At 69.2% G+C, this 13,021-nt stretch carries 10 protein-coding genes and 1 pseudogene; 4 read left to right on the top strand and 7 right to left on the bottom strand.

All coding sequences use genetic code 11. From position 1 onward, the window contains the following. Positions 1-136 precede the first annotated feature (136 nt). Complete coding sequence (locus tag ABZ833_RS36695; protein ID WP_361056363.1) at positions 137-1,381, top strand: ROK family transcriptional regulator; 1,245 nt, start codon at positions 137-139, stop codon at positions 1,379-1,381. Between the two features lie 69 nt (positions 1,382-1,450). Here the strand turns inward: ABZ833_RS36695 and ABZ833_RS36690 are convergent, their stop codons facing one another. The 5 genes and pseudogenes from ABZ833_RS36690 to ABZ833_RS36670 all read right to left on the bottom strand — a co-directional run. Beyond that, positions 1,451-2,830: a GH1 family beta-glucosidase gene (locus tag ABZ833_RS36690; RefSeq protein ID WP_361056361.1), complete on the bottom strand. Its 1,380-nt coding sequence runs from the start codon at positions 2,828-2,830 to the stop codon at positions 1,451-1,453. A gap of 8 nt (positions 2,831-2,838) precedes the next feature. Beyond that, complete coding sequence (locus tag ABZ833_RS36685; RefSeq protein WP_361056358.1) at positions 2,839-3,696, bottom strand: carbohydrate ABC transporter permease; 858 nt, start codon at positions 3,694-3,696, stop codon at positions 2,839-2,841. Between the two features lie 5 nt (positions 3,697-3,701). Continuing rightward, positions 3,702-4,661, bottom strand: coding sequence for a sugar ABC transporter permease (locus ABZ833_RS36680; protein WP_361056355.1), 960 nt, complete (start codon positions 4,659-4,661; stop codon positions 3,702-3,704). Positions 4,662-4,671: 10 nt separating this feature from the next. Beyond that, the gene (locus tag ABZ833_RS36675; protein ID WP_361056714.1) at positions 4,672-5,874 is read right to left on the bottom strand and encodes a sugar ABC transporter substrate-binding protein; all 1,203 of its coding nucleotides are present in this window, start codon (positions 5,872-5,874) and stop codon (positions 4,672-4,674) included. A gap of 188 nt (positions 5,875-6,062) precedes the next feature. After that, positions 6,063-6,371 (bottom strand): annotated as a pseudogene (locus tag ABZ833_RS36670) (xylose isomerase); the annotation flags it as partial. Between the two features lie 349 nt (positions 6,372-6,720). Here ABZ833_RS36670 and yicI point away from each other — a divergent pair. From yicI to ABZ833_RS36655, 3 genes are all read left to right on the top strand, one after another. Further along, complete coding sequence (yicI, locus tag ABZ833_RS36665) at positions 6,721-8,958, top strand: alpha-xylosidase (protein WP_361056352.1); 2,238 nt, start codon at positions 6,721-6,723, stop codon at positions 8,956-8,958. A gap of 161 nt (positions 8,959-9,119) precedes the next feature. Continuing rightward, positions 9,120-9,548, top strand: coding sequence for a hypothetical protein (locus ABZ833_RS36660; protein WP_361056349.1), 429 nt, complete (start codon positions 9,120-9,122; stop codon positions 9,546-9,548). Between the two features lie 526 nt (positions 9,549-10,074). Further along, positions 10,075-11,190, top strand: a complete 1,116-nt coding sequence (locus tag ABZ833_RS36655) for an AI-2E family transporter (protein WP_361056347.1) — start codon at positions 10,075-10,077, stop codon at positions 11,188-11,190. Between the two features lie 188 nt (positions 11,191-11,378). On the opposite strand, the gene ABZ833_RS36650 is transcribed toward ABZ833_RS36655, so the two are convergent. Both ABZ833_RS36650 and ABZ833_RS36645 read right to left on the bottom strand, forming a co-directional pair. Then, positions 11,379-11,732 carry an STAS domain-containing protein gene (locus tag ABZ833_RS36650; RefSeq protein ID WP_361056344.1) on the bottom strand — a complete coding sequence of 118 codons (354 nt, stop codon included), beginning with the start codon at positions 11,730-11,732 and terminating at the stop codon, positions 11,379-11,381. 1 nt (position 11,733) lies between these two features. Further along, positions 11,734-13,020, bottom strand: a complete 1,287-nt coding sequence (locus ABZ833_RS36645; protein WP_361056341.1) for a SpoIIE family protein phosphatase — start codon at positions 13,018-13,020, stop codon at positions 11,734-11,736. Between the last annotated feature and the right edge of the window lies 1 nt (position 13,021).

The raw sequence follows: 13,021 nt of genomic DNA, 5'->3' as shown, positions 1-13,021 counted from the left end.
TGCCCTTCCGGGGCGGCTGGGCCCCGGTGCTGTTCGCTGCTTGTAGCGGCTGGCAGGAGTGTCGCCTCGGGAACCCCCGAGGCACAGCCACAGCCATGCAGGTCGTCGCGGCCCTTCGCATAGGGTCGGACCCACGATGAACAGCAACGATCCGTCCGCCGCGCCGTCCAAGGCCGACAAGGCGACCGTACGGCGGCACAATCTGAGCCTGGTGTTGCGCACGGTCCATGACGCGGGTGAGGCGACGCGCGCCGGGGTTGCCGCGCGGGTGGGGCTGACCCGGGCCGCGGTGTCCTCGCTCGTGGATCAGCTCCTCACCGAGGGGTTCCTCACGGAGTGGGGCAAGACGTTCAGCGGACAGGCGGGGCGGCCGGGTACGGCGCTGCAGGTGGCGCGGACCGGGCCCGCCGGGCTCGGGGTCGAGATCAACATCGACTACGTGACGGTGTGCGTCATCGATCTCGCCGGCACCGAGCGCGTACGCCTGGTGGAGCGCACTGACAACCGCGGTGCCCCGCCCGCCACGGTCCTGGCGCGGGCGGCGCGGCTCGCGTCACGGGCCATCGAGTCCGCGGCGGAGCAGAGGCTTCGCCCCGTCGGCGCCGAACTGGCACTGCCCGCCCTGGTCTCCGGTGGTTCGGTGCGGCAGGCGCCGAACCTGGGCTGGAACCGGGTGGCCGTGGAGGGGCTGTTCGCGCAGGCGTTGACGGCGCTGCATCCCACGCACCGCGCCCTGCCGGTCAGCGCCGACAACGAGGCGAACCTGGCGGCCATGGCCGAGCTGTGGTTCGGCGACAGCGACGACCGCGTGACCAGCTTCATCTACCTGACCGGCGAGATCGGCATCGGCGGCGCCCTGGTGCTGAACGGTCAACTCCTGCGGGGTGCCCACGGGTTCGCCGGGGAGATCGGGCATGTGGTGGTGGAGCCGGACGGTCCCCGGTGCCGCTGCGGTGCGCGGGGCTGTCTGGAGCAGTACGCGGGACAGGCGGCGTTGTTGCGGGCGGCGGATCTCGACGAGAGCGCGGGCCTGACTGGGCTCGCGGAGCTGGAGCGCCGGGCGCGCGAGGGCGAGCCGCAAGCCCGGCACGCGATCGAGGAGGCCGGGCGCCGGCTGGGCCGGGTGCTCTCGGGCGCGGTGAATCTGATCGACCCGGACGCGGTGATTCTGGGCGGTGTCTTCCGCGACCTCATGCCGTGGCTCGCCCCCGCCGCCGACGGGGAGCTGACCGCCCGTGTGGTGTCGGGCCTGTGGACACCGGGCAGTGGGCGGCTGCGGGCCTCGTCCTCGTCCGGTGATGCGGCGCGAGGCGCCGCCGGGCGCGTGGTGCGCGAGGTCCTGGCAGACCCGGCGGCGTACGTGGAGCGCGTGGTGGACTGACGTCTCGGGCCGGGCGAGGGCCGGGCGGGTGCCGGGCGGTGTCGGCCCGCCGCGCGCTCCGGGACGGTGTCAGCCCCGGTGTGCCGCGATCAGCTGCCGGTACCAGTGGTAGCTGTCCTTCGGGGTGCGCTGCTGGGTGTCGTAGTCGACGCGTACGATCCCGAACCGCTTGGCATAGCCAAGCGCCCACTCGAAGTTGTCGAGCAGCGACCAGACGTAGTAGCCGCGGACGTCGACGCCCGCATCCATGGCGGCGCGCAGAGCCGTCAGGTGGCTGTGCAGATAGGCGACGCGGTCCGGGTCGTGGACGCTGCCGTCCTGCTCGGCCACATCGTGCTCGGCCGAGCCGTTCTCGGTGATGTGGATCGGCGGCAGGGCCTGGCCGTAGGTGTCCTTCAGTGCGGTCAGCAGGTCGGTGAAGGACTCGGGCACCACGGGCCAGTTCATGGCCGTGCGCCGCACGTCCGGATAGGCCATCTCCTGGTAGCGGTTGTCCGTGGCGACGCGGTGGGCGGGGTCGGGCTCGCGGTGTGGGGCGTCGGCGACCACGATCGGCCGGTAGTAGTTGACGCCGAGGAAGTCCAGCGGCTGGGCGATCAGATCGAGGTCCCCATCGCGGCGGAAGTCCTGGCGGGTGATCAGCTCGCCCCAGGTGTCCTGCTCGGTCGCCGGATAGCGGCCCGCGAGGAGCGGCTCCGTCCACACCAGGTTGTGCTGGGTGTCGGCGCGCACGGTGGCCGCGCGGTCGGCGGGCGTGTCGTTCGCGGGCACGTTCCGATCGAGGTTGAGGGTGATGCCGGCTTCCCGGACGCCGGTCGCGCGCAGCGCCTTCATCGCCAGGCCGTGGCCGACGAGCAGGTGGTGTGCGGCGGCCAGGGCGCCGGTGCCCTCCTGGGCGCCAGGGGCGTGACGGCCGACGGAGTAGCCGAGGAAGGCGCTGCACCACGGCTCGTTGAGGGTGATCCAGCGGGGTACGCGGTCGGCGAGGTGCTCGGCGACGATGTGCGCGTACTCGCCGAAGCGTTCGGCGGTCTCACGCACGCGCCAGCCGCCTCGGTCCTCCAGGGCCTGCGGCAGGTCCCAGTGGTAGAGGGTGGCGGCCGGTTCGATGCCGGCTTCGAGGAGTTGGTCGACGAGCCGCGAGTAGAAGTCCAGGCCCTTGGGGTTGGCGGGTCCCGAACCTGTGGGCTGGATGCGGGGCCAGGCGAGGGAGAAGCGGTAGGAGTCGACGCCCAGCTCGCGCAGCAGGGCCACGTCCTGGGGGTAGCGGTGGTAGTGGTCGCAGGCCACGTCGCCGGTGTCGCCTCCGTCGACACGGCCCGGGGTGTGGCAGTAGGTGTCCCAGATGGAGGGGCCGCGGCCGTCCTCGTGCGCGGCGCCCTCGATCTGGTACGAGGCGGTGGCCGCGCCGAAGACGAAGCCGGAGGGGAAGACGGGCAAGTCGCTCATGAATGGCCTTACTTGACGGATCCGCCGGTGATGCCGGCGGCGATGTATTTCTGGGCGAGGACGAGCAGCACCGCTGCCGGGATCGCGGACAGGACGGATGCGGCCATGACGGAGCCCCAGTCGCCGACGTGCGCGCCGATGTACTGGTAGATGCCGAGGGTGACCGGTTTGACGTCGTCGGTGGTGTTGAGCGTGAGGGCGAACATGAAGTCGCTCCACGCATACAGGAAGGAGAAAAGGCCCGCGGTGATCAGGGAGTTGCGGCTCATGGGGAGCACGACCTGCACGAAGGTACGGAGCCGGCCCGCGCCGTCGACCTCGGCGGCCTCGATGACCTCCTTGGGGATGGCCACCATGAAGGAGCGCATCAAAACGATGGCGAAGGGGATGCCGAGCGAGGCGTCGGCGAGCATGAGGCCGAAGTAGGAGTTGACCAGGCCGAGATCGACGTACGCGCTGTAGAGCGCGTTGGCGATGACGATGCCCGGCACCATCTGGGTGATGAGCGTGCCGAAGACGATGGTGCGGGTGGCGCGGAGACGGAACTGGGCGAGCCCGTAGGCCGCGGGCGCGGCGATCGCGAGGCAGATGGTGACGGCGCCGAAGGCGACGGCGAGCGAGGTCAGCAGGTGGCCGCCCTGCTCGCGGATCGCGGAGGTGAACCCGGACAGGTCCACCCCGTGCGGGATGGGCGAGACCTCCAGGAGACCGGATGTGGGCTGCAGGGCCGTGTTGAGCATCCAGTAGAGCGGGAAGAGCATCACGCTCAGGATGAGTACGCCGACGACGGTGGCACCCCAGCGGCGCTTCGCCCTGGTGGCAGGCCGCTGAGCGGTGGGTGTCTGGGTGACGGTGGTGGTCGCCATGGCGGTCACTTCCCCTCGGAGCGGTTGGCCCGCAGGTAGAACACCGCGAAGACGGCGGAGATCAGAATCAGGACGTTGCCGACGACGGCACCCGCGCCGAAGTCCAGCTGCACGAAGGAGTTCTGGTACGTGAGGGTGCCCAGGGTCTGGGTGGAGTCGGCGGGGCCGCCGTCGGTCAGGGCGAGGATCAGGTCGAGGATCTTGACCGTCGACATGAAGCCGAGAACCAGCACCACGGTGATGACCGGCTTCAGCAGCGGCAGCGTGATCGAGCGGAACGTGCGCCAGGCGGACGCACCGTCCAGGGACGCGGCCTCGTACAGCTCCTTGGGGACCTCTTGGAGGCCTCCGTAGAGGATCACCATGTTGAAGGGGATGCCGATCCAGATGTTCACCAGGATGACGGAGAACAGGGCCATGCCGGGGCTGGTCAGCCAGGGGGTCGCGCCGCCCAGGCCGAAGGTGTCGAGGAAGGAGTTGAGAACGCCGGTGTCCTGGTCCAGGATGCGGCGCCACACGATGCCGGAGACGACCATCGGGACGAGCCAGGGCAGCAGGATCAGGGAGCGCAGCACGCCGTTCAGCGGGAATCTCTTGGTGAAGAAGACAGCGAGCGCGAGGCCGATGCCGAACTGGCCGCTCAGGGAACCGATGGTGAAGACGACGGTGTGCCACAGCGCCTTGCCGAACAGGTCGTCCTGGAAGACCTTGCTCCAGTTGTCGGTGCCGTTGAACGGGGCCTTGCCGTCGAAGAAGGTGGAGGGCGAGTAGTCCTGGAAGCTCATCAGGACGTTGCGCACGAGCGGGTAGCCGAAGAAGAGCACCATGAAGAGGATCGCGGGCGCGATGAAGCCCCACTGGGAGAGCCTGCGGCGGCGCCGGGCGCGTGCCGGGTCGGGCTTCTTCACGGTGGTCGTCGGGTGATCGGCGGCGGGCGCGGTCGCGGAGGCTGTGGTGGTCGACATGTTCGTCACCTCACTTCCCGCTCGTGGCGCGCTGTTGGGCGCGCTGGAGCGCGGCCTTGCTGGACTGCCCGGTGAGAGCGGACTGGAAGGCGCTCTGCAGGGCGAGCGACACCGACGACCAGCGCGCGCCGACCTTGGCGGTGCGCGAGCGCGCGGTGGCCACCTGGTCGGCGAGGGCGTCGAGTTCGGGCACTTCCTTGCGCCAGACGGCGGCGGCCTTCTCGTTGGCCGGGACCATCCAGCTGTTGCGTGCGTAGGTGATCTGCTCCTGCTCGCCGGCCATGCAGTCGATGATCTTCGCGGCGGTCTTCTCGCGCGCGGTGTCACCGGTCTTGGGCACGGTCAGCACGGCGCCGCCGAGCGGGCCGACGGAGTCGTCCCCCGCCTTCGGCACGGGGATCCGGGCGATGCCCCAGTCCAGGTTCTTCTTGGTGTTGAGGGTCTCGACCTGCCACGGGCCGTTGATCATCATTGCGGCGTTGCCCGCCATGAACTGGTCGTTGACGTCGGCCTGGGTCCAGTTGACGGTCGACTTGGACAGCGAACCGTCCTTGATGAGGCTCTTCCAGTAGTCAAGCGCCTGGGCGACCTGCTTGCTCGCGAGGTGCGACTCGTCGCCGCCGTTGGACCACATGAACGGCGTGAACTGGAAGACGCCGTCCTCCGCGCCGCCCGCGCTCAGGGCGATGCCGTACTGCTTGCCCTTGGTGAGCTTCTTGGCGCTCTGCCGCATCTCGGCCCAGGTGGTGGGCACGTCGAGACCCGCCCTCTTCAAGGTGTCCTTGTTGTAGAACAGGGCGAGAGTGTTCACCGTGCGCGCGGCCCCGTAGTACGTGCCCTGGTAGGAGCCGAAGTCGACGATGCCCCGCGGTATGTCCTGGGTGGACAGGCCCAGCGTGCGCAGATCGATGAGGCCGCCGGCCTCCGCGAACGTCGGCATCTCGGAGGCGTCGAACTGGATGACGTCCGGCAGGGACTTCGACGACGCCATGCGCAGTGACTTCGTCATGACCTGTGCGGCCGGCACGCTCTGCTGCTCGATGGTGATGCCGAGCCGCTTGCCGCAGCGGGACAGGGTGGCGGCGTCCCAGCCGTGATATGAGTCGTCGGTCGACGAGTTGAGGACGGTGTAGACGTCGTCGTCGCGTTGCTGGCCGCAGCCGGCGAGCGCCGCGGTGGCCACGAGCGCGGAGATAACGGTGAGCGGGACCATCGCCCGCCGACCGGCACGGCGGCGCCTGCCACGCGCGCGCTCCGGTATGTGTGCTGCTGTCACGGTGGTTGCCCTTGCCTGGGAGGGGTGGCCGGCCGGCGGGACGCCCGTGTCCCGCCGGAGGTGTTCTCGCAGATCCCGGTACGGCTCCGGCCTCGGCCGTACGGGCTCGGTCGCAGGTGCGGGGATCAGCGCACGCCGAGCAGGTGCTCCATGGCGAGCTGGTCGGGGCGGGAGTCGCGCAGCGCCTGGTGCACCTGAGGGTCGGACCGGAACGCGGCCGAACGCTCCTTGAGGATCAGGTAGTTGCGCATGCAGTTCTTCGCGGACTCCCACACGCCGTCGACACCGTCGGTGCGCGCCGGCTCGAAGTCGAAGTGGCGCGGCCCCTGGTAGCCGGCGCTCTCCAGGAGGTCGACGAGCCAGAGCGCCTGGCGCACGTCACCGGCGCCGCAGCGCAGGTCCTGGTCGTACTTGATGCCGGTCTGGCCGTTGAGAGGGGTGAAGCAGTCGGACATGGTGCGGCCCTTTGCTGCGAGTTTGTTTTCTGACATGACTAATACGCCACGAAGCGCTTCGACGCCAGACCCTGGAGCCAACTTCACGCCCCGCAAAACCTTCGCTACCTGCCGCTGTCAAGAATCGAAGCGCTTCCGCGATCGCGCCGGAAAAGGACCCTTGCCGTTTTGTTTTCTGTACGATCAAATGGCCCGCGCAGCTACTTCCCCCTCAAGATCGCAAGCCAGTTGAGGCGCTCCACGCCACCGCCCGACGTCGTCACCGGCAAGGGAAGTCCGACGGCTCCTGCGACCCGAACTGCGACCCCGCACCACCCTGAGGAAGATCATGAAGTTCACCGACGGCTTCTGGCTCATGCGCGACGGGGTCCAGGCCTCGTACGCGACCGAGGTCCGCAGCGTCCGAGCCGACGCCGACCGCTTCACCGCCCACGCAGCGACCAAGCGCGTCGAGCGCCGCGGCGACACCCTCAACTCCCCTCTGCTGACCGTCGACTGCTTCTCCCCCGCCGAGGGCATCATCGGCGTCCGCACCACACACCTGGCGGGCAAGCTCCACCCCGGCCCGGACTTCGCACTGCCGGGCGCCGACACCGGGGCCGGCCAGGTGCGCCGCGACGGCGACATGATCGAGCTGACCAGCGGCCCCCTGACCGCACGCCTGGACCAAGCCTCGCCCTGGGCGCTGTCGTTCCGTGACGCGGACGGCCGGGAGATGACATCGGCGGGCCGCAAGGGCACGGCCTTCTTCACCACCGGCGACGGCGCGCACCACATGGCCGGGCGGTTGGCGCTCGGCGTCGGCGAACAGGTCTACGGCCTGGGTGAGCGCTTCACGCCGTTCATCAAGAACGGCCAGGTCGTGGACATGTGGCAGGCCGACGGCGGCACGAGCAGCGAACAGGCCTACAAAAACATCCCCTTCAGCCTGCACGTCTCCCCCGCCGGTGCGTACGGCGTGTTCGTCAATCACCCCGGCAAGGTGAGCTACGAGATCGGCTCGGAGGCGGTCGGCCAGATGCAGTTCAGCGTCGAGGACCAGACGCTGGAGTACTACATCGTCGCGGGCCCGACACCGAAAGACGTCCTGCGCCGCTACACCGCGCTCACCGGCCGCCCGGCGCTGCCGCCGGCGTGGTCGTTCGGACTGTGGCTCACCACGTCCTTCACCACGCAGTACGACGAAGAGACGGTGACGTCGTTCGTCGACGGCATGGCCCAGCGGGACATCCCGCTGAGCGTCTTCCACTTCGACTGCTTCTGGATGCGCGAGTACCAGTGGTCGGACTTCGAGTGGGACCCGGATGTCTTCCCCGACCCCCAGGGCATGCTGGCCCGGCTCAAGGGACGGGGGCTGAAGCTCTCCGTATGGATCAACCCGTACATCGCACAGAAGTCCGCCTTGTTCGACGAGGCCGCCGCCGCGGGACATCTGGTGAAGCGGGCGAACGGTGACATCTGGCAATGGGACCTGTGGCAGGCGGGCATGGCGCTCGTCGACTTCACGAACCCCGAGGCCTGCGCCTGGTTCCAGGCGAAGCTGAAGGTGCTGCTCGACCAGGGCGTCGACTGCTTCAAGACCGACTTCGGCGAGCGCATCCCCACCGACGTGGTGTGGCACGACGGCTCCGACCCGGAGCGCATGCACAACTATTACGCGCACCTCTACAACCGCACCGTCTTCGAGCTCCTGGAGAAGGAACGCGGCACGGGCGAAGCCGTCCTGTTCGCGCGTTCGGCGACGGCCGGCGGCCAGCAGTACCCGGTGCACTGGGGCGGCGACTGCTGGTCGTCGTTCGGTGCGATGGCAGAGTCGCTGCGCGGCGGTCTGTCGCTGTCGCTGTCGGGCTTCGGCTTCTGGAGCCACGACATCGGCGGCTTCGAAGGCACCCCGGACCCGGCGGTCTTCAAACGCTGGCTCGCCTTCGGCCTGCTCTCCTCCCACAGCCGACTGCACGGCTCCAGCTCCTACCGGGTGCCGTGGGAGTTCGGTGACGAAGCCGTCGACGTGACACGGAAGTTCACGCGGCTCAAGCACCGACTCATGCCCTATCTGTACGGCGCTGCGGCCGAAGCGCACCACACCGGCACGCCGCTGATGCGGCCCATGCTCCTCGAGTTCCCCGAGAACCCCACCGCCCGCGGCCTGGACCGGCAGTACATGCTCGGCCCCGACCTGCTCGTCGCCCCCGTCTTCTCGGCCGACGGCGACGTCGAGTACTACCTGCCCGAGGGCACCTGGACCCACCTCCTGACCGGCGAACACGTACAGGGCCCGGTCTGGCGCCGCGAAAGGCACGGCTTCGACAGCCTGCCCCTGTACGTCCGCCCAGGAGCGGTCCTCCCGCTGGGCTCCGACACACAGCGACCCGACGGGGACTGGCTCGATGGCCTCACCCTGCTCGTCACCCCCGACGCACAACAGGTGACGGTCACTGTCCCCGACCACGCCGGCCGCCCTGCCGCCACTTACCAGGTGACGCGCGAGGCGACGGACACGACGGTGACCGTGACCCCGCCCGAAGGACACAGCGCTCCACGCACGGTGGTCTCGGCCGACCTGTGACGTCCGGAGCCCAGGCAGATACCCCCGTCAAGTACGGGGGTATCACGGGGCGAGCCGGTTCCAGCGGCGCTTGTGGAGTGCGGCTGCGTGCAAAGGCGACCTGACTCCACAACCGTCCGGAGGCTGCCCGGACGAGGCGACATCGCAAGAGGCTCGCGCACATGCGTCTCGTTACGCAGGTGTCCTCCGGACGGGCAGCGAAGGTGCACTGGGTGGATCGCGGCGGCGTGGAGGGGCGGCATTGGCTGGGCCGGCTCGGTTGCCGCGAGCGCCAGTGGTTCGTACTCGGGTCCGGCGCGGACGTTTCACCGGACCCGATGGACGTCCGTGTGCGTCGGCTCCGCCGCAGAGCCACACATACGAAGACGGCCGCCACCTCGCTGACCGTTATCGCGGCCACGAGTTGGGCGCCTCGGCCCGACGCGTTCACGACACCGGCGAGCCGGGTGCCGAGCGCCATCCCGCTGCCCAGCGCGAGCGCCATGATCGCCCCACCGGCCAGCGCGCGCCCCAGCACGGCACCCCACGACGGCACACGACCGGCCCGCCGGGCCTCCTTCATGCGGCTCACCTCAGAGCAGGGCCGCTGACCGGCTCCGGACGAGACCCGAGACGAACCTGAACCCGACCACCGCATGGTTGCCCGCCTCCACCAGGACAGCATCCGCACCGGCACAAGCGAACTCCGCCCGGTCCCGCGCCCGTTGTCAGGGCGTCCGAAGGCGGCCTCGCTGGCGCCGCGCCGGAGGAGACGCTCAGGCTCATCGACGACATCGCCGACGCGTGCGAACACAGCACAGGGCCAATGCCCGTCGCTGACGCGGCACTACGCGGGCGATGCTGGATCCTCTGCCCGGCGATCGGCGGCGCCCAACGCCCCGTCCCTGAAGCCGCCCAGCAACCACACCTGCCCAACAGCCAACGGGCCTCGGAGCAGGGGATGCGTGGGGGATGCCACGCCCCCAACCACAGCCGCACATCTCCTCGACCGAGACCACTAGCAGGGCAGCCTGCTCCGGGTTCTGGTCGGCCGGTCGAGCAGCAGAGAGCTTGCCGGACCAGTCCCGGCCGAACGCGGTGCCGAAGTGTGACTGAAGCATCAATAGGGTGTCCCCCATGTCTGCCACGCTGAGTTCCACGAAAACCGCCGCCGCGCTCCGCAGATCTGCGCGGGTCTCCGTCGAGTTGCTGCTGGTTCTTGTGGCCGCTGCGGTAGCCCTGTGGGTTCTGGGTCGGATGTGGTCGGTCGTCTGGCCGCTCATCGTAGGCCTCTTGCTCACCACACTGACCTGGCCTCTGGCCCGCTTCCTACGCCGGCGCGGGTGGCCCCCCGCCCTGGCCGCCTCGGTGGTGACCGTTCTGTTCCTTCTGTTCGTCGCGGGCATCGTGACGCTGATCGCAGTACCGGTGGCGTCCCAGTCCGGCGAACTGTCCGACGGCGTGGCCGAAGGCATCGAGAAACTGCGCGAGTGGGCCGCCGGGCCGCCCCTGAACATCAACGACGCCCAGATCTCAGGCGGAGTCGACTCCGCGATCGCCCGGATCAAGGACAGCCTCGGCAGCATGGTCACCACTCTCTTCACAGGAGTGAGCACCGTGTTGAACGGTGTGGTCACCGCGTTCCTGTCGCTCTTCCTGATGTTCTTCTTCCTCAAGGACGGCCCGCGGTTCCTTCCGTGGCTCGCACGTCAGCTCCCCGGCAGGCTCGCCGACGACGTCCCGATCGTGGCAGCGCGCGGCTGGGACACTCTGGGCGCCTTCATCCGTTCCCAGGCCTTCGTCGGCCTGCTCGACGCGGTCTTCATCGGTCTGGGCCTGTGGATCCTGGGTGTGCCCCTCGTGCTCCCGCTGGCGGTGCTGACCTTCGTATCGGCATTCGTGCCGATCGTGGGCGCCCTGTTCGCCGGTTTGGTAGCGGTGCTCATCGCGTTGGTGTCCAACGGCCTGACAGACGCGCTGATCGTGCTGGCGATCATCCTCGTGGTGCAGCAACTCGAGGGCAACGTGTTCCAGCCGATCATCCAAAGTCGCGGGCTGGGTCTGCACGCGGCGGTGGTCCTGCTGGCAGTCACACTGGGCGCGAGCCTGGCCGGCGTCGTGGGCAGCCTGCTGGCGGTACCGGCAGCCGCCCTGATCGCGGTGGTCTGGAACTATCTGCGCGAGCAGCTCAGCGACCCGCCGCAAGAGCCGGAGACCGACGACCCGCACCCGGGCGCGGCGACCCCGTCGTAGCTCCTCCTTCCTGTCGCAGCCTCGCCTCCCGATCGCGGTGGCGGCCCCTCACCGCCATCGCCTGGGCCCTCACACTCGCTTACGCCGGGGCAGCAGACTCAGCAAACGCAGCTTCGAGGACACGACAGCCTCCATGCGCAGTTCGTCGGTCCGTGGCTGCTCGTGCAGGGGCCTTCGAGAAGATCGAATCAACCTGCGGCGGAGGTACGGGCAGTGGCTGTCGAGGCGTCCGAATAGATGGTGAAGACCCGGTCCAGACCGACGATGCTCAGCATGCGGGCGGTATTGGCGGGGATCGCGGCCAGGGCTACGGTGCCGCCTTGTTCGATGGCCAGGTTCCGGGCCGCCAGGAAGACGCTGATGCCGCTCGAGTCGCAGAATTCCAGGCCGGACAGGTCCAGGACCAAGAGCTGTCCCGCGTCCAGGGTGAGCTTGTGCAGGGCTTGGCGGAGTTCGAGTTCTGTCGTGTAGTCGAGGTCACCGGTGATCTCCAGTACGGGACCGGTGGCGGCATCGCGGGAGGTGATCGTCAGTGGGGTCATCTCAGGTTTCACTCACGGGGGCGGGAACAGAGAACGGAAGCGGGACCGGCATTCCAAGGGCGAGCAGCGCGGTGTCGTCGTCCAGACCGTCGCCGAAGCCGGCGAGGAGCCCGGTCAGGGCGGTGATCAGGGCCTGCGGGCCCGCTGGGGGCTGGGCAGTGGTGAAGGCATGCAGGGCTTCCTCTCCATACAGTTCGCGGCCGGGTCCGGTGCGGGCTTCGGTCAGGCCGTCGGTGTAGAGGAGCAGGGTGTCTCCGGGCCGCAGTCGGGTGCAGGTGGCGGCGAACTCGGCTTGGGGCATGACGCCGATGAGCATGCCTCCCGGGGTGGGGAGGTAATCGGCGGTGCCGTCGGTGCGCTGGATCAGCGCCGAGGGGTGTCCGCCGGAGGCCAGGTGCACGCTGACGTGGTCGTCGCCGGGCTCCAGGGTGCCGAATATGGCGGTGCAGTAGCGCGCGTCGCCGCTGGTATACCGCTCGTGGAGCACCTTGTTCAAGGTGGTCAGCACGGTGGCCGGATCGGGGTCGTGCAGGGCGGCGGCGCGCAGGGTGTAGCGGGTCAGTGAGGTGACGGCTGCGGCCTGGGGGCCCTTGCCGCACACGTCGCCGAGGAAGAACGCCCACCGGTCGGTGCCCAGGGGGAAGAGGTCGTAGAAGTCTCCGCCCAGCAGATCTGGGGAGGCCGTGTGGTAGTAGGAAGCGGCCTCCAGACCCGGTATTGCCGGCAGTGCGGAGGGCAGCAGGCTCTGCTGAAGGACGGCCAGGGCCTCCTGGAGCCGTTCGCGGTCGGCCTCGGCCTGTCGGCGTGCTTCTTCCGCCGCCTGGCGGCCGCGCAGCAGTTCGGCTTCGTAGGCGCGGCGGTCTCGTGCGTCGAAGACCGTGGTGCGGATCAGCAGCGGCTCACCGTCCTGGCTCTCCTTCACCTTCGAGGTGACCAGTGCCGGCATCCGGCCGGCGGCGGCTTTGATGTCGAGGGCGATGCCACTGACCTCACCCTTCATCTGCAGCAGGGGAGCGAAGTGCGTCTCGTGGTAGAGCTTGCCGCCCACGGTCAGCAGATCGGTGAACCGCATCCGGCCCACCACCTGCGCCCTTTCCAGACCCAGCCAGTGCAGCAGAGTGGCGTTGATCTTCGCGATGGTGCCGTCCATCAGCGTCGACAGGTACCCGCACGGGGCCTGCTCGTACAGCTCCTCGGCGCTGTCCTCCAGCAGCGAGGTGAACACCGCGTCGGTGGCGTGCGCATCGTGCTCCCCGCCCGGCTCGGACGTCTGGTCGGTGCGGCACATC

The organism is Streptomyces sp. NPDC047525 (genome assembly GCF_040643025.1).
GTDB lineage: Bacteria > Actinomycetota > Actinomycetes > Streptomycetales > Streptomycetaceae > Streptomyces > Streptomyces durmitorensis.
This window is presented reverse-complemented; position numbering and strand designations above follow the sequence as displayed.

What these genes read in the sequence shown, in the direction of transcription:
- ABZ833_RS36695 (WP_361056363.1), top strand. Translation starts at nt 137, where the DNA reads ATGAACAGCAACGATCCGTCCGCCGCGCCGTCCAAGGCCGACAAGGCG.
- ABZ833_RS36690 (WP_361056361.1), bottom strand. Translation starts at nt 2,830, where the DNA reads ATGAGCGACTTGCCCGTCTTCCCCTCCGGCTTCGTCTTCGGCGCGGCC.
- ABZ833_RS36685 (WP_361056358.1), bottom strand. Translation starts at nt 3,696, where the DNA reads ATGGCGACCACCACCGTCACCCAGACACCCACCGCTCAGCGGCCTGCC.
- ABZ833_RS36680 (WP_361056355.1), bottom strand. Translation starts at nt 4,661, where the DNA reads ATGTCGACCACCACAGCCTCCGCGACCGCGCCCGCCGCCGATCACCCG.
- ABZ833_RS36675 (WP_361056714.1), bottom strand. Translation starts at nt 5,874, where the DNA reads ATGGTCCCGCTCACCGTTATCTCCGCGCTCGTGGCCACCGCGGCGCTC.
- yicI (WP_361056352.1), top strand. Translation starts at nt 6,721, where the DNA reads ATGAAGTTCACCGACGGCTTCTGGCTCATGCGCGACGGGGTCCAGGCC.
- ABZ833_RS36660 (WP_361056349.1), top strand. Translation starts at nt 9,120, where the DNA reads ATGCGTCTCGTTACGCAGGTGTCCTCCGGACGGGCAGCGAAGGTGCAC.
- ABZ833_RS36655 (WP_361056347.1), top strand. Translation starts at nt 10,075, where the DNA reads ATGTCTGCCACGCTGAGTTCCACGAAAACCGCCGCCGCGCTCCGCAGA.
- ABZ833_RS36650 (WP_361056344.1), bottom strand. Translation starts at nt 11,732, where the DNA reads ATGACCCCACTGACGATCACCTCCCGCGATGCCGCCACCGGTCCCGTA.
- ABZ833_RS36645 (WP_361056341.1), bottom strand. Translation starts at nt 13,020, where the DNA reads ATGTGCCGCACCGACCAGACGTCCGAGCCGGGCGGGGAGCACGATGCG.